General features: G+C 72.0%; 17 protein-coding genes and 1 pseudogene. 6 read left to right on the forward strand and 12 right to left on the reverse strand.

Annotation, left to right across the window (positions count from 1 at the left end; all coding sequences use genetic code 11):
- Positions 1-167: 167 nt before the first annotated feature.
- Entirely contained in the window at positions 168-1994 is a 1827-nt protein-coding gene (locus AC2CHE_RS15225) for a DUF6311 domain-containing protein (protein WP_484505546.1), read from the reverse strand.
- Entirely contained in the window at positions 1994-3982 is a 1989-nt protein-coding gene (locus AC2CHE_RS15230) for a DUF6311 domain-containing protein (RefSeq protein ID WP_484505574.1), read from the reverse strand. The genes AC2CHE_RS15225 and AC2CHE_RS15230 overlap by 1 nt, the downstream gene beginning before the upstream one ends.
- Before the next feature lie 261 nt (positions 3983-4243).
- Here AC2CHE_RS15230 and AC2CHE_RS15235 point away from each other — a divergent pair, with 261 nt between their 5' ends.
- Positions 4244-5443 (forward strand): hypothetical protein, encoded by a 1200-nt coding sequence (locus AC2CHE_RS15235; protein ID WP_484505547.1) that lies wholly within the window; start codon positions 4244-4246, stop codon positions 5441-5443.
- Between the two features lie 152 nt (positions 5444-5595).
- On the opposite strand, the gene dxs is transcribed toward AC2CHE_RS15235, so the two are convergent.
- The 3 genes and pseudogenes from dxs to AC2CHE_RS15250 all read right to left on the reverse strand — a co-directional run.
- Complete coding sequence (dxs, locus tag AC2CHE_RS15240; protein ID WP_484505548.1) at positions 5596-7542, reverse strand: 1-deoxy-D-xylulose-5-phosphate synthase; 1947 nt, start codon at positions 7540-7542, stop codon at positions 5596-5598.
- A 216-nt stretch (positions 7543-7758) separates the two neighbouring features.
- Complete coding sequence (locus AC2CHE_RS15245; RefSeq protein ID WP_484505549.1) at positions 7759-8979, reverse strand: class I SAM-dependent RNA methyltransferase; 1221 nt, start codon at positions 8977-8979, stop codon at positions 7759-7761.
- A pseudogene (locus AC2CHE_RS15250) lies at positions 8957-11024 on the reverse strand (APC family permease); the annotation flags it as partial. The gene AC2CHE_RS15245 and the pseudogene AC2CHE_RS15250, both read right to left, overlap by 23 nt.
- A 152-nt stretch (positions 11025-11176) precedes the next feature.
- On the opposite strand from AC2CHE_RS15250, the gene AC2CHE_RS15255 reads away from it, so the two are divergent.
- Together AC2CHE_RS15255 and AC2CHE_RS15260 are read left to right on the forward strand one after the other, a co-directional pair.
- On the forward strand, positions 11177-11839 hold the full coding sequence (locus AC2CHE_RS15255) for a potassium channel family protein (RefSeq protein WP_484505550.1): 663 nt from the start codon (positions 11177-11179) through the stop codon (positions 11837-11839).
- Positions 11836-12531, forward strand: coding sequence for a potassium channel family protein (locus tag AC2CHE_RS15260; protein WP_484505551.1), 696 nt, complete (start codon positions 11836-11838; stop codon positions 12529-12531). The genes AC2CHE_RS15255 and AC2CHE_RS15260 overlap by 4 nt, the downstream gene beginning before the upstream one ends.
- Before the next feature lie 176 nt (positions 12532-12707).
- Here AC2CHE_RS15260 and AC2CHE_RS15265 read toward each other — a convergent pair whose 3' ends face one another.
- From AC2CHE_RS15265 to dut, 4 genes are all read right to left on the reverse strand, one after another.
- Complete coding sequence (locus AC2CHE_RS15265) at positions 12708-13430, reverse strand: DUF3159 domain-containing protein (protein ID WP_484505552.1); 723 nt, start codon at positions 13428-13430, stop codon at positions 12708-12710.
- A gap of 31 nt (positions 13431-13461) precedes the next feature.
- Positions 13462-13842 carry an OB-fold nucleic acid binding domain-containing protein gene (locus tag AC2CHE_RS15270; RefSeq protein WP_484505553.1) on the reverse strand — a complete coding sequence of 127 codons (381 nt, stop codon included), beginning with the start codon at positions 13840-13842 and terminating at the stop codon, positions 13462-13464.
- A 175-nt stretch (positions 13843-14017) separates the two neighbouring features.
- The gene (locus AC2CHE_RS15275; RefSeq protein WP_484505554.1) at positions 14018-14704 is read right to left on the reverse strand and encodes a DUF3710 domain-containing protein; all 687 of its coding nucleotides are present in this window, start codon (positions 14702-14704) and stop codon (positions 14018-14020) included.
- Complete coding sequence (dut, locus tag AC2CHE_RS15280) at positions 14701-15231, reverse strand: dUTP diphosphatase (protein WP_484505555.1); 531 nt, start codon at positions 15229-15231, stop codon at positions 14701-14703. Before dut ends, AC2CHE_RS15275 begins: the two co-directional genes overlap by 4 nt.
- Positions 15232-15309: 78 nt before the next feature.
- Here dut and AC2CHE_RS15285 point away from each other — a divergent pair, with 78 nt between their 5' ends.
- Positions 15310-15810: a DUF3093 domain-containing protein gene (locus AC2CHE_RS15285; RefSeq protein WP_484505575.1), complete on the forward strand. Its 501-nt coding sequence runs from the start codon at positions 15310-15312 to the stop codon at positions 15808-15810.
- A 69-nt stretch (positions 15811-15879) separates the two neighbouring features.
- Here the strand turns inward: AC2CHE_RS15285 and AC2CHE_RS15290 are convergent, their stop codons facing one another.
- Both AC2CHE_RS15290 and AC2CHE_RS15295 read right to left on the reverse strand, forming a co-directional pair.
- A complete protein-coding gene (locus tag AC2CHE_RS15290; RefSeq protein ID WP_484505556.1) occupies positions 15880-16674 on the reverse strand; it encodes a hypothetical protein in 795 nt (264 codons plus the stop codon).
- A gap of 143 nt (positions 16675-16817) precedes the next feature.
- Positions 16818-17114, reverse strand: a complete 297-nt coding sequence (locus AC2CHE_RS15295; RefSeq protein ID WP_007075406.1) for a DUF4193 domain-containing protein — start codon at positions 17112-17114, stop codon at positions 16818-16820.
- 429 nt (positions 17115-17543) lie between these two features.
- Here AC2CHE_RS15295 and AC2CHE_RS15300 point away from each other — a divergent pair, with 429 nt between their 5' ends.
- The gene (locus AC2CHE_RS15300; protein ID WP_484505576.1) at positions 17544-18059 is read left to right on the forward strand and encodes a LytR C-terminal domain-containing protein; all 516 of its coding nucleotides are present in this window, start codon (positions 17544-17546) and stop codon (positions 18057-18059) included.
- A gap of 147 nt (positions 18060-18206) precedes the next feature.
- Here the strand turns inward: AC2CHE_RS15300 and AC2CHE_RS15305 are convergent, their stop codons facing one another.
- A complete protein-coding gene (locus tag AC2CHE_RS15305) occupies positions 18207-19028 on the reverse strand; it encodes an inositol monophosphatase family protein (protein ID WP_484505557.1) in 822 nt (273 codons plus the stop codon).
- Positions 19029-19315: 287 nt separating this feature from the next.
- Between AC2CHE_RS15305 and AC2CHE_RS15310 the strand changes: the two genes are divergently transcribed.
- The gene (locus tag AC2CHE_RS15310) at positions 19316-20917 is read left to right on the forward strand and encodes an RNA polymerase sigma factor (protein ID WP_484505558.1); all 1602 of its coding nucleotides are present in this window, start codon (positions 19316-19318) and stop codon (positions 20915-20917) included.
- Positions 20918-20928 lie beyond the last annotated feature (11 nt).

A 20928-nucleotide genomic window follows, 5' to 3' on the forward strand; every position in this document is an offset into this window, starting at 1 on the left:
GCGGGCACCGGCCCGCCGGTTTCGGGAACCTCCGACCTCCGAGCGGAGATTGCCGGCACCACCGCACGGGTATCGACCGTCGAGAGTGGACGGGGGTGCCGGGTTGGGCGCGGGTCCTCGGCGCGTGCTCACCGTCGGCGGGCTGGTCTTCCCGGCGGCCGGACGAGTCAGCCCGCGAGAACCCGGACATCCCAGACGAGCGCACCGTCGATCTCCCGGGCCGGGCCGAGCAGCGCCTCGACCGTCCGGCGCACCGGGTCACCGTGGTGCAGCCCGCCCTGCACCACCACGGCCGCCCGCCAGTGCCGCAGGTCCGCCACCGCCTGCCGGCGGTCGGACTCGCTAATCGGCGGCACCTCGCCGGTGTCGGCCACCCGGCGCAACAGCAGCGAGGTGGGGCGGTCCGGAGCGCCCCAGCGGGCCGTCGGATCGTCCGGGGAACGAGGACCGATGAAGAAGCCACCCGGAGCGGTGAAGGCCAGCCCGGTCCGGGCGGACCAGAGCATCGCCGGGCTCTGACCCGCGTTTGTCACCGGCGGCACCGGCACCACCGTCCGCCCCGCCGGCACGTACGTCCGCCAGGTCCCCTCCGCCACGAACGCCGGGACCTGCCAGTTCGGCACGGTGCGGATCGGGGTCGGCGCCAACGGCAGCAGCGCGGCGGCCACCGCACCGGCCCAGAGCAGTCGCACCGGCACCGCGTCCGGTTGCGCGCCGGCGGGGGTCGACTGCCGCTGTACCCGGTCCACCGAGAGGGCGAGCAGGATGCCCAGCACCGGCACGCAGACCAGCGCGAACCGGGCCGGCACCACATGGTCGAGCAGGGGCAGCTCGGCGATCAGCCGGTACGGGCCGGGCAACTCCGTCAACGATCCGTCGAGGCGTACCCGGGGGCCGAGGGAGAGCAGGGCGAACACCAGCCCGCAGGCAGCGAGGGCCCGCACCAGCGGTCGACGCCACAGCCACACCGTCACGACCACGGCCAGCACCAGCAGACCCGGCCCGAAGAAGGAGTTCTCCTCGGTCGCGTTGGGGGCCAGCAGGGCGGGCAGGCGATGGTCGCCGAAGACGGTCTGCCGGGCCGTGGCGGTGAACGAGGCGGCGTCCAGCTGGAAGCCGTACGCGTGGAACGGCATCCCCCGGTAGTGGCCGGGGCCGAAGAACTGGAACCACAGCGGATAGGCCAGCAGCGCCGCCGCGACCACCGCACCGACCGCGATCCGGCCGGCCGTGACCGGGGCGAGCCGGCGTGCGGCGGCCCGGTCGGCCAGCGCGTACCCGAGCACGAGGACACCGGCGGCGAGCGCCACCAGAAGCAGCACCTCCTCGCCGAGGAACACCTGGTACGTCACGACCAGACCGAGCAGCACGCCCGGCCGCCACACCCGTGGCCAGGTGTCCACCCGTGCCGCTGTCGCATCGGCCGGGTCGGGCGCGAACACCAGTGCCAGGATCACCGGCACCAGGAACTGGGCGGCCATGTGCAGGTGCGATCCGGCCTGCGCGACCATGCCGGGGGCGAAGCCGCAGACCAGCCCGCCGAGCGCGGCGGCCAGCCGGGACTCGACCAAGCGGCGGCGCAGCAGCACGTACCAGGCGGTGGCCGTGCCGGCCAGGCAGCCGACCACCGCCACCGCGAACGCCACCTGCGAGCCGAACAGCAGCGTGACCGGGGCCAACGGGACGCCCAGGCCGAGCACCGAGGTGTTGGCCATCAGGTTCAACCCGCCGGGCGCGTTCAGCGCGTCGCTCCACAGCGGATCGTCCAGGCCGGCCACCGCACGGGCGGCATGGGCCAGCATCCACTCGAAGAGGATCTGGTCGCCGGCCTGGTGGAAGAGCCGGTCCGGCCGGCCCCACTGCCGGCTGGTCAGCCAGCCGGCCAACGCCAGGTAGCCGGCCACCACCACCAGGTCGGGCGTACGCGGGCGGAGCCGCCGACGGCGACCGGTGGTGCGGACCCGCACGTCCCGCTCGACGGTACCGAGCGACATCAGACCCGGGGGTCTGTGAGTGACCGTACGTCCCACACCCAGACGTCCAGTTCGAGCCGGGCCGGTCCGACCAGTTGCTCGACGGTCTGCCGCAGCGGCTCCGAGTGCGGCTGCCGGACCGGCAGCACGAGGATCGCCGCCCGCCAGTACCGCAACTCGTCCAGGGACCGACGCCGCTGCCGGTCGTCCAGTTGCGGAGTCCGGCCGGTGGTGGCGACCTCTTCGAGCAGCTTTCCGATGCCACTGGGCCGCCCACCGAAGCGACCCGGATCGCCGGTGTTGCCGTTGCGTGGAGCGAGGAAGTAGCCGCCGGGGATCTTGAAGTCGAGGTTGGTGGCGGCGGCCCAGCGCATGCCGTGGGTGTTGCCCATGCTCGGCACCGGGATCGGCACCAGGGTCTGGTCCGGTCCGACGTAGGCGCGCCACCGGTCGGACGTGATGAAATCCGGCACCGGCGGGCGGGAGGTCATCGGCAGCGGCATGGGAGTGATCGGCAGCAACGCGAGCACCAGACCGGTGGCGGTGAGCGTACGCACGGTCCGCCGGTCCATGGACAGGGTGCTGGTCCGTTCGATGCCCAATGCCAGCAGGATCGCCACCACCACGCTGGTGATCATGCCGAACCGGGTCGGCACCACCGCGTCGAGCAGCGGCAGCCGGACCAGCCATTCCCACGGCCCGACGACCAGTTCCCGGTCCCACCAGCTGATCCGCTCACCGAGGGAGAGGATCGTGTAGAAGGCGGCGGTCGCGGCGAGCGCCCGGATCAGCACCTCCCGCCGGAGCCAGAGCACGATGCCGACCGCGATCAACGCCAGGCTCCACCCGAAGAAGGCGTTCTCCTCGGAGTGGTTCGGCGCGAGATTGACGTTCGCCCGCTGGTTGCCGCCGATGGTGGGCGAACCGGGGGCGAAGTACGCGGCGATGTCGTTGCCGTAGTCACGGACGGCGTCGCTGAGCCCGTGGTACGCCATCGGGCCGGCGAACTGGATGTACAGCGGGTAAGCCAACAGCAAGCCGGCGATCACCGTGCAGGTGACCAGCGACTTGACCAACGGCCGCCAGGCCGCCGACCAGAGCCCGGGCCGCTGGACGACCACCGCGACCAGGAAGATCCCGCAGCCCATCGCGGTGAAGAGCAGGATCTCCTCGTTGATGAACGCCTGTGCGGTGACCAGCAGGGCCAGCAGCGCCCCGTCCCGGTACGGCCGCGTCGATCGGGTGATCACGATGACCCGCCACACGATGAACGGCAGCAGGAACTGGCTGATGATGTTCGGGTGCCAGCTGGCGTGCGACAACATCGCCGGTGAGAAGCCGCAGAACCAGCCACCCACCACCGCGGCGAGCGGATTGCGCACCACGTGCCGGGACAGCACGAAGTACCAGGCCGAGGCGGTCCCGGCGAGACCGAGCGTCACCAGCAGCACGAACGTCACGGCCGGCCCGAACAGCAGGGTCACCGGCACCATCGGGATCCCGAGGGCGAGGATGGCCGTGTTGGCCATCAGGTTGACCCCGTCGGGGTAGTTGAACTGCTCGGTGAAGAAGGGAAACTCCCCGTGCAGCACCACCCGCACCGAGTGGGCGAGAAAGAACTGCACCTGCGCCGGGTCACTGCTGTAGAGCGAGGCCACCCGACCGGCCGGGTCCATCCAGATCTGGCTGGTCACCCAGAGCGCGGTCAGCAGGAACCCGCCGAAGACCGCGAGATCCCGTCGCCGGGGCGTCCACCGGAACCGGCGTCGACGTTCCGGAGCGGCATCGGCGTCGGCGTCGGCGTCCTGAGTACCGTCGGCCGGTGCGGTCTCCGTCAACTGCCGGTCCGTCCCGCTCCCGGTCGCGGGGGCCTCGGGGACGGGGGCCTCGCTCGCGGGTGCCGGGGCCTTGACGGCGGGTGCCGCCCCGTCGATCGCTGCGGCCCCCGCCACGGCCGGGTCGGCGGCGGACGTGGTGGCACCCGGTGCGGACCGCGCGCGGTCGTGCACCTGATCACCGACGGTGACGACTTCGGTGGGAGAGCCGGCGACGTCGGCGGATCGCGGCAGCGCGGCGGCGCGGGTCTCGGCAGGCGTCACAGTCGGCGGAGTCTACCCGAGTGGAGGCAAATGCCCCAAGTCAACGCGATGTCCCCTGTGGCCGGTGTGGTGGCCACGCGACGCAGCGTATGGCGACCCGAAGCGGCGGCGGAACGTCTCGTAGTATGGCCCTCCGACACGACGACGCGATCCGATCGGGGGGCGTGACAGGTGGCTCCAGCCCGTTGGCGCGGCTTGACCGCCACCGGCCTGTCCACCCTGCTGATCGCCGTCACCGCCTGCGGGCCGGTCGTCGAGCGTCAGGCACGGGACCTGCGGGTCGGCTACGACAGCATCGACGGTTCCCTGACGGTTTGGCCCCCGCGCGGCTCACTCGCCGAGGACACCGCGGCGACCGCCGCCGTCACCGAGGCGGTACGCGACTGGCGCTCGCCCGTGGACGACCGGGTGCACGTACCCTCGTCCGGGATCCTCTTTTCCGGTGAGGTCGACGACCGGCCGTTGGCCCTGGTCGCCGCGTCGGTGCCCGGTGAGGCCGCGTCGTGGCTGCTCCAACTCACCCGCGACGGCGACCGGTACATGGTCAGTCACGCCACCGAGTACACCGATCCCGGCTACCTGGTCTACTCCGACGTGTTGCCGGTCCAGGCCGCCGACGGCCGACGCTATCTGACCTCCGAGCGCGTTCGGCGACTGGTCGGGCCGAACGGCCGCATCCTGTCCGACCGCGACGGCCTGACCGGACCGGTCGAGGTGCCCCGGTGCCGAGCGGTGACCGTCACCGCCACCCTGCGCTCCACCGAGTCGCTGCCCCGGGGCCGGGAAACCGATCGGCTGCTCGACCTCGGCACCGGCATCACCGCTCCCCGCTACCCGCTGGTACGCGACGCGAGCGGCTCCGGCCGGCGCGCCCTGACCGGCCTCGACACCTGCCTGCTGGCCGACGAGGACGGCCCGTTCGGCAGCATCCTCCGGCGCGTCGGTGACCGGGACGTGCCGCAGTCGGTGCCCGGGTCCTGGCCGATGGCGAAGCTCGCCGTGCGTACGCTCGGCGAGCTGTCGCTCGACGGTGGCGAGCCGGCGGAACTGGAGCAGCTCACCTGGGAGAGCGCCGAGGGCACGATGAGCGCGGTGGTGTACCGACCTGCCGACGACGGCCCGGTGGTGCTCTCCCCCGCCGACCGGACGAACCCGTTGCAGGTCTACGAGCTGCCGGTTCCGGATCAGCCGCTGGTCGTGCTGAGCTGGCGTGCCACCAAGGACACCACGCTGTCGGTGCCGCCGGACACGACCCGCCTGGTCGACCGTCCCGGACTGGTGGTGGCCCCCCTCCCCGAGCGCCGCGAGACCTTCAGCCTCGCCGCCGACGAGAAGACCCACTACCGCTCCGCCGGCTCCCCCCGCCGCTAACCACCCCCACCCCTGCCCGTCCCCGTCCCCACCCCGGCTCTCCGCGATCATGCAGTTGTGGCACCTAGCAAAGGGTGCATCCTTCGCTGAACGACAACCACAACTGCATGATCGACGCGGGTGGGGGTGGGGGTGGGGGGGGGTGGGGGGGGTTAGTTGGGGGTGGGGTTGGCGGTCAGGTGCGCGGGGTCGATGGGCTCGGTGTCCAGGCGGGAGATCCAGCCGGTGACGTCGCGGGCCACGTCCTGGGCGGTCAGGCCGAGGTCGGTCAGGAGCTGGTTGCGGGAACCGTGCGGATACCACCCCGGCGGCACGCCCAGGTCCCGCAGCGGCACCCGGACATCGGCGTCCCGCATGGCCTGGGCGAGCGCGTCGCCCACCCCGCCGGACCGTACGCCGTCCTCGACCGTGACGACCAGCCGGTGCTCGGTGGCCAGCTCGACCAGCTCCGCCGGGATCGGACGCACCCAGCGCGGGTCGACCACGGTGACCCCGTAGCCCTGCTCGGCTACCCGGGCGGCGACCTCCATGCCGAGCTGACCGAAGGCGCCCACCGCGACCAGCAACACGTCGGTACGCGCCGACTCAGCCAGCACGTCGACCGGCCCGACCCGCCGCACGGCGGGCAGATCGGCGGCGACCGCACCGGTCGGGAAGCGGACGATGGTGGGGCCGTCGTCCACGGCGACCGCCTCGCGCAGCTCCTCGCGGAGCGTGGCGGCATCCCGGGGCGCCGCGATCCGCAGGCCCGGCACCACCCCGAAGACCGACATGTCCCAGATGCCGTAGTGGCTCGGCCCGTCGGGGCCGGTGATCCCGGCCCGGTCCAGCACGAAGGTCACCGGCAGCTTGTGCATCGCCACGTCCAGCACGACCTGGTCGAACGCGCGGTTGAGGAAGGTCGCGTAGACCGCCACCACCGGGTGCAGCCCGCCGAGTGCCAGGCCGGCCGCCGAGGTGGCGGCGTGCTGTTCGGCGATGCCCACGTCGTAGGTGCGCTCCGGGTACTTGCGGGCCAGCTTCGCGATGCCGGTCGGCTCGGCCATCGCCGCGGTGATGCCCACCACGTCGGGCCGCTCGTCGGCGATCGCGACCAGCTCGTCGGCGAAGACGTGGGTCCACTTCACCGACGGCGCGGCCGTGGCCTTGCCGTCGGCGATGTCAAAGGCGCCCGGGCTGTGGAAGCAGTCCGCCTCGTCCTCCTCGGCGGGGCGGTACCCGTAGCCCTTGCGGGTCACCGCGTGCACGATCACCGGGCCGCCGAAGTTCTTCGCCGCCCGCAGAGCCGTCTCGACGGCGGTGATGTCATGCCCGTCGACCGGCCCGACGTACTTGATGCCGAGGTCCTCGAACATCGCCTGCGGGGCGACCGCGTCCTTGATGCCCTTCTTGACCGCGTGCAGCACCTCGTACATCGGCTTGCCGACCAGCGGGGTCGAGCCGAGGGCGTCCTTGACGGCGTCCAGGACCTTCTCGTAGCCGGGGCTGAGCCGCAGCGTCGAGAGGTGGTGGGCGAGACCACCGATCGTCGGCGCGTACGAACGGCCGTTGTCGTTGACCACGATGACCAGCGGGTTCTCGGTGGCGGCGATGTTGTTCAGCGCCTCCCAGCACATGCCGCCGGTCAGCGCCCCGTCACCCACCACGGCGACGACGCTGCGCGACTCGCCACGCAGCGCGTACGCCTTGGCCAGCCCGTCCGCGTACGACAGGGCGGTCGAGGCGTGCGAGTTCTCGATGAGGTCGTGCTCGCTCTCGGCCTGGTTGGGGTAACCGGAGAGCCCGCCCCGCTGGCGCAGCTGGTCGAAACCGCCCTGCCGGCCGGTGACGATCTTGTGAACGTACGCCTGGTGGCCGGTGTCGAACAGCAGCCGGTCCCGGGGAGAGTCGAAGACCCGGTGCAGGGCCAGGGTGAGCTCCACCACGCCCAGGTTGGGCCCGATGTGCCCGCCGGTACGCGACACCTTGGCGATCAGGAAGTCGCGGATCTCGGCGGCGAGGATGTCCAGTTCGGTGGCGGACATCCGCTTGACGTCCTGGGGACCGTGCACCGTGGCCAGCAGCCGGCCGTGGTTGGCCGTGTCCTCTTCAACACTCATGACCGCAGAGTCTATCGGCACTCGCGCACCTCGCAGCCCGGGCGCGACGGCCATCGGGCTGAGCGCCTGGTCAGCCCCGCACCCGTAGCCGGCGTGGCGACATCCCTCGCGGCGGCGCGAGTCGGCGGCATCCGCTCCGGCTGAGGTCGGCGAGGTGAGGTGGCCGACCTCGACGCGCACGGCCGGCATCCGCGCCGACCGCCGTGTGGCGGCCGGTCAGGCCGGCACCAGCAGCCCGACCAGCTCCACGTGCCGGGTCATCGGAAACAGGTCGTACCCGCGCAACGCCGCCAGTCGCCACCCTACCTCGGCGAAGACCCGTACGTCCCGGGCGAACGCGGCGGGATCGCAGGCGACGTACGCCACCGCGCGCGGCCCGGCGGCCACCACGTCGCGCACCACCCGCGCGCCGGCCCCCGCCCGGGGCGGATCGAGCACCACCACGTCGACCGGACCGGTGATGCGGCGACGGGCCAGAGCGGTCTCCACCCGGGCCGCCACCACCTCGACGGTGGGCAGGTCGTGCAGGTTCTCCCGGGCCGCCGCGACGCCGTCACCGGCCGCCTCGACCAGGGTGACCCGCCCGGTCTCGCCCACCCGACCGGCCAGCGCGGCAGCGAACAGGCCGGCGCCACCGTAGAGATCCCAGGCCCGCTCCCCCGGCCGGGGCCCGGTCAGCTCCAGCACCGCGTCGACCAGGGTGTCCGCGGCGGCGGGATGCACCTGCCAGAACGACGGGGCGGGCAGCACCCACTCCCGGCCGGCGGCCCGCTCCCGGATCCGCTCCGGGCCACTGACCCGGCGGCTGGCCCCGGCCGCCACGGCGGTCACCGCCACGTCCCCGCCGGTGCTGGCGACGGTCTCCACCGCCTCGGCGTCCGGCCAGCTCACCCCGGCGGCGGTGAGCACCGGCAACTCCTGGATCGCCGGATGGGCGATCAGGCAGCGGTCGACCGGCACCACCTCGTGGGAGCGGTGCTTGAGCAGCCCGGCACGACCCGCCGCGTCGACCGCGTAGCGGACCCGGGACCGCCAGCCGAGCGGACCGCCCGACAACGCCGTCACCCGCAGGTCCAGCTCGTCACACCGGGCCTCGTCCAGCCCGCCGATGCGGACGAGCTGCTCGCGGACCACCGCCTCCTTCCAGCGCAGCTGGGCGTCGGGGGCGACGTGTTGCAGGTCGCAGCCGCCGCAGCGACCCGGTCGCGCGTACGGGCAGGGCGGGTCGACCCGGTCCGGTGCTGCCTCCAGCACGGTGACCGCGTCGGCCCGGACGAAACCCCGGTGCACCTCGGTCACCTCTGCCAGCACCCGCTCGCCCGGCAGGGCGTGCCGGACGAAGACCACCTGGCCGTTCACCCGGGCCACGCAGTGTCCTCCGGGGGCGACCGCCGCCACGGTCAACTCGACCCGCTCGGCCTCCTCCAGGCCACTCATCGGGCCTCCCTCTCCGACGACTCGCGCTCGGCAGGCGGCGGCAGGGTGGCGCGTGACGCAGTCCGGGGACCGCGGACCGGCCCACGGCCGAGCGTGGCGTCCATCCGGTCCAGGTCCTTGCCGGCCGTCGAGGCGAGCTGCCACGGCACGCTGGTCACCATCACCCCGGGCTCGAACAGCAGCCGGCCCTTGAGCCGCAACGCGCTCTGGTTGTGCAACAGGTTCTCCCACCAGCGACCCACGACGTACTCGGGGATGAAGACGGTGACCACGTCGCGCGGCGACTCCCGGCGTACCCCGGCCACGTAGTTCAGGATCGGGCGGGTGATCTCCCGGTACGGCGAGTCGATCACGGTCAGCGGGATCGGCACTTCCCGCCGGTCCCAGTCGGCCTGCAACTGCCGGGTGTCGTGATCGTCGACGTTGACGGTCACTGCGGTGATGGTGTCCGGCCGGGTGGCCTGCGCGTACGCCACCGCCCGCAGGGTGGGCTGGTGCAACTTGCTGACCAGCACGATCGCGTGGTTGCGGGCCGGCAGCACCGGCCGTCCGTCGTCCGGGGCCAGTTCGACCGCCACCCGGTTGTAGTGCCGGCGGATGGCCAGCATCAGCACGTAGATCAGGCCCATCGCGACGATGGCGATCCAGGCGCCGAGCAGGAATTTGGTGATCAACACGATCACCAGCACCGCGCCGGTCATCGCCATGCCGAAGCTGTTGATCGCCCGGGACCGCAGCATTCGGCTGCGCACCTGCGGGTCGCGCTCGTTGCGCAGCAGCCGGTTCCAGTGCCGGATCATCCCGGCCTGGGAGAGGGTGAACGAGACGAAGACACCCACGATGTAGAGCTGGATGAGCTTGGTCACCTCGGCCTGGAAGCCGATGATCAACAGGATCGCGAAACCGGCCAGGAAGAGGATCCCGTTGGAGAAGGCGAGCCGGTCGCCCCGGGTGTGCAGTTGCCGGGGCAGGTAGCGGTCCTGGGCGAGGATCGAGCCGAGCACCGGGAAACCGGTGAAGGCCGTGTTGGCGGCCACGAACAGGATCGTGGCGGTCACCCCGGCGACCAGGAACAGCAGCACCGAACCCGGCCCGAAGATCGTCTCACCGAGTTGCGCGGTGACGGTTTTCTGTACGTATCCCTCAGGTCCGGAGACGATCTGCAGGGCGGGGTTCTCGACGAACTGCAGCCCGGTGAGCCGGGCCAGCCAGACGATGCCGACCAGCATGGTCACCGCGACCAGACCCAGCATCAGCAGCGTGGTGGCGGCGTTGCGGCTCTTCGGCGCCTTGAACGCCGGCACGCCGTTGGAGATCGCTTCCACGCCGGTCAGCGCGGCGCAGCCGGAGGAGAAGCTGCGCAGCAGCAGGAACGCCATCGCCCAGCCGGTGGTGTCGTGCCACTCGGCGGCGATGACCAGGTCGGCGCTGGGGGCGCGCAGGTCCTCGCCGAGTACGACGATCCGGACCAGCCCGGTGAGGATCATGCCAACAATAACGATCATGAACCCGTACGTGGGGATGGCGAACGCGCTGCCCGCCTCCCTGATCCCGCGCAGGTTGACCGCGGTCAACAGCGCCACGGCGGTGACCGCGATGAGCACCTTGTGGGTCGCCACGAAGGGGATCACCGAGCCGAGGTTGGCCACCCCGGAGGAGACCGACACCGCGACGGTGAGCACGTAGTCGACAAGCAGCGCGCTGGCCACCCCCACCCCGGCACGCGGGCCCAGGTTCACGGTGGCCACCTCGTAGTCGCCGCCGCCCGACGGGTAGGCGTGCACGTTCTGTCGGTAGCTGGCCACCACTGTCAGCATGACCACGACCACGCCGAGGGCGACCCACGGCGAGAGCACGAACGCCGAGGCACCCGCGATGGAGAGCATCAGCAGGATCTCGTCCGGCGCGTACGCCACGCTCGACAGCGCGTCCGAGGCGAAGACGGGCAGAGCGATGCGCTTCGGCAGGAGGGTGTGCTTGAGCCGGTCGGACCGGAACGGCCGGCCGACGAGCAGCCGCTTCAGCAGGGAGGTGGATCGGGCCACAACGGCCAAGCGTACGACCACCGACAACGGGCACGTGGGGTGGCCGGGTACGGGCGGATCTGGAGCGGGAGTACCGTCGGTCCCCGTCCGCGGTCCCGACGTGGCAGGCTCGCAGGCGACGAGGCGCAGCGGTACGCACCGTGGGAGGCAGCGTGCATGTCGTGATCATGGGTTGTGGCCGGGTCGGCTCGACCCTGGCGCACAACCTGGAGGCCCAGGGGCACTCGGTGGCGGTCATCGACCAGGACGCGGACTCCTTCCGCCGGCTGCGACCCGACTTCGCCGGGGTCACGGTCACCGGGGCCGGCTTCGACGGCGACGTGCTGCGCCAGGCCGGCATCGAGCGGGCCGACGCCTTCGCCGCCGTCTCCAGCGGCGACAACTCCAACATCATCTCGGCCCGCCTGGCTCGCGAGACCTTCGGCGTGGTCCGGGTCGCGGCCCGCATCTACGACCAGCGCCGCGCGCAGGTCTACGAACGGTTGGGCATCCCCACCGTGGCCACCGTCCGGTGGACGGCCGACCGGATGCTGCGGCACCTGCTGCCCGAAGGGAACGTGGAGATCTTCCGCGATCCGACAAGCACCGTCTCGATCGTCGAGGTGCCGGTGCACAAGGACTGGATCGGCCGCCCGGTACAGGCCCTGGAGCAGGCGACCGGTGCCCGCGTGGCGTACCTGACCCGCTTCGGAATCGGCACGCTGCCCACCGCGTCCAGCGTCGTGCAGGAGGGTGACCAGCTTTTCATGCTGGTCACCGACGACATGGTGGCGACGGTCACATCGGTGGCGGCGACGCCGGAAGGGGGTCAATGATCATGCGGGTCGCTATCGCCGGCGCCGGCAACGTCGGCCGCTCCATCGCCCAGGAGCTGATCGAGAACGGCCACCAGGTGATGCTGATCGAGCGGCAGCCCCGGATGCTCCGGCCGGCCCGGGTGCCGGACGCCGAATGGGTGCTGGCCGACGCCTGCGAGCTGGCCAGCCTGGAGGAGGCCGAGCTGGCCGGCTGTGACGTGGTGGTCGCGGCCACCGGCGACGACAAGGTCAACCTGGTGGTCTCGCTGCTGGCCAAGACCGAGTTCGCGGTGTCCCGGGTGGTCGCCCGGGTCAACCGGGCCGAGAACGAGTGGCTGTTCACCGAGCAGTGGGGCGTGGACGTGGCGGTCAGCAAGCCCCGGGTGATGGCCGCACTGGTCGAGGAGGCGGTCACCGTCGGCGACCTGGTCCGGCTGATGACGTTCCGGCAGGGCGAGGCCAACCTGGTCGAGATCACCCTGCCGCCGACCGCGCCCTACGTCGGGCACCCGCTGCGCGAGGTGCCACTGCCCCGGGACTCGGCCCTGGTGGCGATCCTGCGCGGCAAGCGCGTCCTGGTGCCCAGCCCGGACGACCCGGTCGAGGCCGGCGACGAGCTGGTCTTCGTCTGCACCGCCGAGGTGGAGGACGCGGTACGGGCGGTGGTGCTCGGCCCGGACAGCGTCGAGCGCACCCGTGAATCACGCTGATGCCCAGCTGTGAGCGCCGGGTCCGAGGCACCCGACCGACGCGGGTCATCATCACCCGGACATGTCAGGAAGACATGATTACGTCTGCCTGACATACCGCTCTCACCCGAAGCTGCCCTCTCGCCCAGTCCGCCGCGCCGCCAACCCGTCGCGGTCACTGCTGCCTGGCGGGCGGTTCAGCTCGGCAGCGGCTCCGTCTGGCGCTCGCGGGTCACCCGCCGCACCGTCCAGACCGTGATCAGCAGCAGCAGCACGTAGGGCGGGTAGCCCAGAGCGAGCCGCGCCACCCCGAGGGCGGTCTCCATGTCGGCGGCGGCGGCCTCGTCGCCGAGCTGGTCGAACCGGCGGGCCGCCAGGTAGATGGCGGCCTGCACGCCGACCTTGGCCAGCCAGACCACTCCCCACAGCACGGTCAGCCGGGTGAAGGTGCGGACCAGCAGGGGATCGTCGCGCCACTGCGAGCTGCCCTTGGCCACCAGCACCGACCAGATCCAGCCGACGAGCGGTTGGCGGATCACCGCCGACAGCAGCAGGGCCAGGCCGTAGCCGATGCCATAGAGGATCCCCGGCAGGTAGAAGTCGCGCGCGTCGCCGGTACGCCAGGCGATGGCGGCGCCGATCCCGATGCCGAACAGCCCGTTGACCGCGTGCCGCACCGGCCGGCGCTGAGCCAGCCGCAGCCCACCGATCAGCACCGCCACCGCCACCGAGGCGATCACGGCGGGCCGCAGGTCGGCGACGATGTTGGCGATCACGAAGACCACCACCGGGATGCTGGACTCGGCCAGCCCTCGCCAGCCGCCGAGCTGGTCGGCCATCTGCTCGGCGACGGTGGGCAGCCGCTCCTCGTCCGCCGGCCCGGACTCCGGCTGGGTCGCCGGGTGCTGTTCGGTCGTCATCGCCCGCTGTCCATCCGCAACGCCCGCAGGTTCACTTTGACGGCTCCAGCTCGTAGTACGGGTTGTAGATCACCTTGCGGTCGTCGCGCACCGCGACTCGTCCGCGGGCCGTCAGGTGCCGGCCCGGCTCGATGCCGGCGATGTGCCGCCGCCCGAGCCAGACCAGGGTCACGACGTCGCTGCCGTCGTAGAGATCCGCCTCCAGCGCTGGCTGGTTCGTCCGAGGGGTGTAGACCACGGTACGCAACCGACCGCTGACCGAAACCACCTGCCCCCGCGCGCACCGCAGCACCGGCACCGCGCCACAGCGGGCGCTCTCCCGCTGCAACTGCTGCGCCTCGATCTCGGCCTCGCTCGCGGTCAGCCGTCGCAACATCCGCCGCAGCGAACCCCGACCCTCGTCGGTGGTCATGAACTCCGCGTCACCCTCTCCACGCCGGCCGGCTGACGCCGGAAGCCACCGCCGCCGAACGACCGCCGGCACGGCACCCGCCAGCGTACGCCGGATCGGCCCCTGCCGGCGCGACGGAAGCGCTCGTCCAGCCGCGCCTGGCACACCTCGTCGGCGCCAGGCCGCCGACAGACGATCAGCGGTTACCGGACGCCGACGCGGTGTCGGCCTGGCCGGTGGCCGAATCGCCCGCCGCGGCCTGTTCGCCCGCCTCACGTGGCAGTCGCAGCGGCAGCGGCTCACGTACCGGTTTGGCCTCCACCCCCCGGTCGACGACCAGCCCGTCCAAGCAGCTGGCCAGCGGGCCGGCGGCGGCCGGGTCGGTGGCCGCCGCGCCCTGGTAGACCGCACGGACCATCCAGCGCGGGCCGTCGACGCCGACGAACCGCAGATCGGTCAGCCCCTCCTCGGTGCGTACCCGGGCGCGCAGCTCAGTGCCGTACTCACCGGCGACCTCCTGCGCGGCGACACCGTCGGCGAACAGCGACTGGCGGATCTCCTCGCGCACCTCGTCCCAGATCCCCTCGGACCGTGGGGCGGCGAAGACACCGAGTTGCAGGGCGCTCTGGCCGTGCACCAGCACGATCTGCTGGACCGCGCCCTGCGGGTCGGCCTGCACCCGTACCTCGACCTCGGGCACCGCCGGGATCTGCAGGCTGCCCAGGTCGAGCCGCTGCACCCCGGCCGGAGCCTCGGCGACGTCGTACGGCCCGCGCGCCGGCTCCGCCGGGGTCGAGGGGACGTCCTCGGCGGTCTCGGGCACGTTGGTGGCCCGCTCGTCAAGGGCGTGCCGTCCCGCGGCCTGCTTTCGGGAGAAGATCACTGCGTCCAACCTCCGCTGTTCGCACTCACGGTGCCATCGTTTCCGTTCGCGCCGTCCATCGCCGGCGGCGGTACCAGCCCGGCGTGCCCGCCGGTGGAGCCGTGCCCACCGGTCCCGCGTCCGGACGCGGGCAGCTCGGCCACCGGCTGGAAGATCGCCCGTTCCACCCGCTGCACAACCAGCTGCGCGATCCGGTCGCCCCGGGAGATCTTCACCGACGCGGCCCGATCATGGTTGATCAGGTTGACCAGGATCTCGCCCCGGTAGCCGGCGTCGACCGTACCGGGCGCGTTGAGCACCGTCACGCCGAGTCTGGCGGCGAGCCCCGATCGTGGATGAACCAGGCCCACATATCCCTCGGGCAGGGCGATCGCCACGCCGGTCGGCACCAACGCCCGACCGGCGGGAGGCAGCTCCACGTCGGCGGCCGCCACCAGGTCGGCCCCGGCGTCACCGGGATGGGCGTACGCCGGCACCGGCAGCTCGGGATCGAGCCGCCGGACCGGCACGGGCACCACGTCGGTCACGATGTCCCTCTTTCGTCCGTTCCGCTTGGGGGTGACCCTGTCATCCTGCCCGGTACCCGGAGGCCGCCGCGCCGTACCCTGGCACGAGTGAGCCAATCACCGTCGCCCTCGTCAGTCTCGGCGCCCCCGGCGTACGCCGAGCGTCTGTGGTTGCCCTGGTGGTTGTGGTTTGCCGGGCTCGCGGCCGCCGGCCTGCTCGCGGTGGAGGTGTGGATGGGCGCGGCCGGTGTGCGCGCCTGGCTGCCCTTCGCGCTGCTGCTGCCGGCCGCCGTCGCCGGGCTGGCCTGGCTGGGCCGGATCCGGGTCGCGGTGGCCGGCGGAGAGCTTCGGGTCGATGACGCCCGGCTGCCCGTCCGGTTCGTCGCCGACGCCGTCGCACTGGACGCCGAGGGTCGCCGTGAGGTGCTCGGTGTCGGCGCCGATCCGCTGGCGTTCGTCGTCCAGCGCCCGTGGGTACGCGGCGCCGTCCAGGTGGTCCTGAACGATCCGGCCGACCCCACGCCGTTCTGGGTGATCAGTTCGCGACACCCGGTGGAACTGGCCGAAGCCCTGCTGGCCGCGCGGGACGCGGCACGCTGATCCGACCCGGGTCGATCGCCGGTGCGGCGTTGACCGACGGAGCTTTCGCCGACAGCACCCGGTCGACGATCAGGGCGAGCCGGGCAGGGCCGGCGGCGCGGGCGGCGTGCCAGGCAGGACACGCCGCTGCCGGCGCAGGTCGCCGCGGAGCTGGTCGGCCAACGTCCGGGTGGCTCGCCGGTTCAGGTAGCTCGCCACCGCGGCTCCGGTCAGGAAGGGGCCCAGCGTGGTGAGGTTGCGACCGAACCGCTTGAGCAGGGTGTCCCGCAGCTCGTTCCGGGCGGCCGTGCCCAGCACGGCGCCCACGCCGACGCCCGGCACCATCGGATTGACGCCACGCTGGCTGGCCCAGGCCTGCACCAACGCGATCGTCCGTTCGGTGCCGCCGGCCGGCAGCGGTACGCCGTAGACCTCGTGCAGCTCGCCGGTCAACTTCAGCTCCACCGCCACCACCGCGACCGTCTCGGCGGCGAGCAGTACCGGGGCGGACAGCAGGGTCGGGGTCGCCGTCCACTGCACCGCCGAGGCTCCGCCGCCGGCAGCACCGACCCCCGCCGTGGCCAGCGACGCGTTGCGGACCAGCCGGTCGGCCAGTTCCTCGTCGGTCAGCCCGGGAAAATGCCGGCGCAGGGTGGCCAGGTCCCGGACCGGCACGTGGGGAGCGATCTCCGCGACCGTGTCCACCATCCAGCGCAGCGCGGCCCTCGGCTTGAACAGGTCGCCGATCCCACGGGCCCGAACCTGCCCGACCAGGCGGGTGAGCAGTTGACGCCGTTTCGCCGGCTCGATCTCGTCGGCGGTCAGTGCCGCTACGGTCTTCCCCAGCTCGTTCGGATCCTCGGCACGCTCGGTGTGCTCGCTCATGACCGCATCACGGCACCGAGCCGGCCGATTCGCTCGCTCATGGCTACCGAGTCAACCAGGTTCTGTGGCGTGGCGCTCGCCGAGCCGGGCGGCGGCGACTCCACTCGGGAGTCGCCGCCCTGGTCGTGGTCGTCGCCCTGCGATCAGACGCACTCACGGCAGATCAGCTCGCCGTTGCGTTCCACCGCCAGTTGGCTGCGGTGGTGCACCAGGAAGCAGCGGGCGCAGCGGAACTCGTCCTGCTGCATCGGTAGCACCTTGACCGTCAGTTCCTCGTCGGCAAGGTCGGCGCCGGGCAACTCGAAGCTCTCAGCCACTTCGGCCTCGTCGACGTCCACGGCGCCCGACTGCGAGTCGACGCGCCGGGCCTTGAGCTCTTCCAGGCTGTCCTCGCCGAGATCGACCTCGTCGCGGCGCGGGGCGTCGTAGTCGGTGGCCATCGGTTTCACTCTCCCATTTCGATGTTGTCGCTTCCGGTTGTAACGCCGGACGACGCTGTTTCGGTTCCGCTGGCCGGCCACCGCTTGTGTCGGCCACCTGACCCGACGACCGCTCGGACCAGACCGCCAGAGGATCTCCCCGGCGAGCGCGGAACCCTACCCCCCCGTTGGGCGAGGCATGTATACCGCCCTCGTGGCTGAGATGTACGCCCCTGCACGGGAAGTTGTTCCCAATGTGACTCAGGCGACACGAAGATAGGGGTAGTACTACCCCTATCTCCGGTGGCGCGCCGGCATGTCGGGCTGTTTCCACGCGACGGTCGGACACCCGTTAACCTCAGCGGCGTACCCGACGGCTGACGGAACGGCCCGATCGCCGGCCGCTGCCACCCACCGATGCCCGGGAGTGCCCTGATGAGCTTTGCGCGAGTGCGAGCACTCGTTGTCGTCGGCCTGCTGGCGGTGGTCGCCCTGGTCTTCGTGGTCATGGCCCTGGTCAGGGACACCCAAAGTAACGCGGGCCCCGGCGAGGGTTGCCCGGACGACTGGCCGCGCGCCGACGTCACCCTCCGCGACCGCATGAACGTCAAGATCAACGTGCTCAACGGTACGGACCGACCCGGCCTGGCCGCCGACGTCGGGGGCGACTTCCGCAACCGCGACTTCCAGGTGCAGAAGGAAGCCACCCAGAAGAAGAAGATCGACGACGTGGCGGTCCTACGTTACGGCCCGAAGGGGGTCGGCTCGGCGCACCTGCTGCGGGCGTACTTCCTCGGCGACGCCGAGCTGGAGTACAACCCCAAGCGCGAGGACGACATCGTCGACGTGGTACTGGGCGGCAACTTCCAGCAGCTGGCCACCACCACCGAGGTCAACCAGTCGCTGGGCGACCTCGGTGCCCCGGTCGCACCGCCCGGCTCCTGCCCGGTAGTGGTCGAGAACTGACCGTCGGCCCGATGTCGGCCGCAGCGGGCCACCAGTGCGGCTTCTAACCGGCTGCTGACGGGCCGCGGACGGCCTCCCGCCTCGCACGTCCCGCGTCGGCCGCCTCGCGCGTCCCGCGTCGGCCGTCGAGCGGGGTGCCTGGCCGCCTCAGGGGCCGCCGGAGGCGTCCAACGCGGCCAGGTGGTCGTGCAACGCGTCGAACAGGGTCGGCGGCGCGGCGATGACCATCTCCGGCCCGGGAGCCAGCCCCTTGAGCCCGCCAACCCGCAGGCCAGCCTCGGTGGCCACCAGCGCGCCGGCGGCTTGGTCCCAAGCCGCCAGGCCCTTCTCGTAGAAGGCGTCGGCCCGCCCCTCGGCGACCAGGCAGAGATCGACGGCAGCGGCGCCGAGGCGGCGGATGTCGCGTACGTGCGGGATCAGTTCGGCCAGCACCCGGGCCTGGTGGACCCGACGCGCAGCGTCGTAGCCGAACCCGGTGACCACCAGGGCCTGACCGAGATCGGTCTCGGTGGAGCAGTGCAACCGCCGGCCCTCGCGCCAGGCGCCCCCGCCGACTGTCGCGGTCCACTCCTCGCCGGTGTGGATGTTGCGAACCACACCCGCCACCACCTCGCCGTCCACCTCGGCGGCGATCGACACGCCGCAGTGCGTCAGGCCGTACAGGTAGTTGACGGTGCCGTCGATCGGGTCGACGATCCACCGCACCCGGGGGCGGGGGCCGTCGCCACTCGCCGCGGCGCCGTACTCCTCGCCCAGCACGGCGTCGTCCGGCCGCAGCCGGCGCAGCTCGGCGGTGATCTGGCGCTCCACGGCCCGGTCGGCTGCGGTCACCACGTCGGTGACGGTGCTCTTGGTCGCCGCCACCGAGACGCCCTCGGTGCGCATGCGGTACGCGGTGGCCGCAGCGCCCCGGGCCACCTCGATCGCGATCTCCAACAGCTGCGGTGGCGGTGGCGCCGAGCGCTCCATGTCCGTCCCCTTCCCGCACGGCCAGGAATCCGGCTTCCGCGCAGGTATCATCCTTACAAAGTCCAGAAGCGCACCGAATCGGCGGTCCCGGCCGCCAATCAGCCGTGCGGCGCAGGATGATCGCCGCCGACGGCGTTACAATTCACCCCTGCCCACGCGCCACGGGCCGCCCGACAACCGGCCGGCACGGGACACGGGGGTTCCTCAACCACATCGCCCGGCGCGGTGCCCCACGCTGCGTCGGACGAACCCGGCCGTGCTCGCTCTTCGCCTCCGGAAGGTCATTCGTGACAGAACCCCGCCAGACCGGCGCCGACGTTCGCTCGCTCACCGACACTTTGATCGCCCACGCGCAGAGCGCTGGCGGCCAGCTCACGTCGGCCCAGCTCGCGCGCACCGTCGAGTCCGCCGAGGTGACTCCGGCCCAGGCCAAGAAGATCCTGCGGGCGCTCTCCGAGGCCGGGGTGACCGTCGTGGTCGACGGCTCGGCCAGCACCCGCCGACGGGTCGCCGCCGCCCGATCCGTCACCCCCGCGTCCCGGGCCACCACCGCCAAGACCACCAAGAAGGCGGCCGCGGCCGCCCCGAAGCAGGCGCCTGCGGCCGAGGAGGCACCGGCACCGGCACCGCGGAAGGCGACCTCGCGCAAGGCCGCCGGCACCACCGCGGGAGGGGCCGCCGAGGCCGCCGCGCCGGCCAAGAAGTCCACCCGGGCCACCAAGGCCACCGTGGCGGCTGCGGCGGGTGCGGCGAAACCGGCCAAGGGTGCCGAGGGCAAGGCCGCCGAGGGCGAGGTCAATCCCGAGGAACTCGCTGCCGAGATCGAGGACGTCGTGGTCGAGGAGCCGGCGGAGCTGGCCCAGGCCGCCGCGACCGATGCGGCGAACTCCGCCACCGACAACGACTTCGAGTGGGACGACGAGGAGTCCGAGGCGCTCAAGCAGGCGCGTCGGGACGCCGAGCTGACCGCCTCGGCGGATTCGGTCCGGGCGTACCTCAAGCAGATCGGCAAGGTTCCGCTGCTCAACGCCGAGCAGGAGGTGGAGCTGGCCAAGCGGATCGAGGCCGGGCTCTACGCCGCGGAGCGTCTGCGGGCCGCCGACGAGGGCGAGGAGAAGCTCGCCCGGGACATGCAGCGCGACCTGCTGTGGATCTCCCGGGACGGCGAGCGGGCCAAGAACCACCTTCTGGAGGCGAACCTCCGCCTGGTCGTTTCACTGGCCAAGCGGTACACGGGCCGGGGCATGGCCTTCCTCGACCTCATCCAGGAAGGCAACCTCGGCCTCATCCGCGCCGTCGAGAAGTTCGACTACACCAAGGGCTACAAATTCTCCACCTACGCCACCTGGTGGATCCGACAGGCCATCACCCGCGCCATGGCCGACCAGGCCCGCACCATCCGCATCCCGGTCCACATGGTCGAGGTGATCAACAAGCTGGGTCGGATCCAGCGCGAGCTGCTCCAGGATCTGGGCCGCGAGCCCACCCCGGAGGAGTTGGCCAAGGAGATGGATATCACACCGGAGAAGGTGCTGGAGATCCAGCAGTACGCCCGGGAGCCCATCTCGCTCGACCAGACCATCGGCGACGAGGGCGACAGTCAGCTCGGTGACTTCATCGAGGACTCGGAGGCGGTGGTCGCCGTCGACGCGGTCTCGTTCTCCCTGCTCCAGGACCAGCTCCAGCAGGTGCTGCAGACGTTGTCCGAGCGTGAGGCGGGTGTGGTACGTCTGCGGTTCGGGCTAACCGACGGCCAGCCGCGTACCCTGGACGAGATCGGCCAGGTCTACGGAGTGACTCGCGAGCGGATCCGGCAGATCGAATCCAAGACGATGTCCAAGCTCCGGCACCCCTCCCGTTCCCAGGTGCTCCGCGACTACCTCGACTGATCAGCATCCGT

It is taken from the genome of Micromonospora sp. ATLC16 (assembly GCF_057196645.1).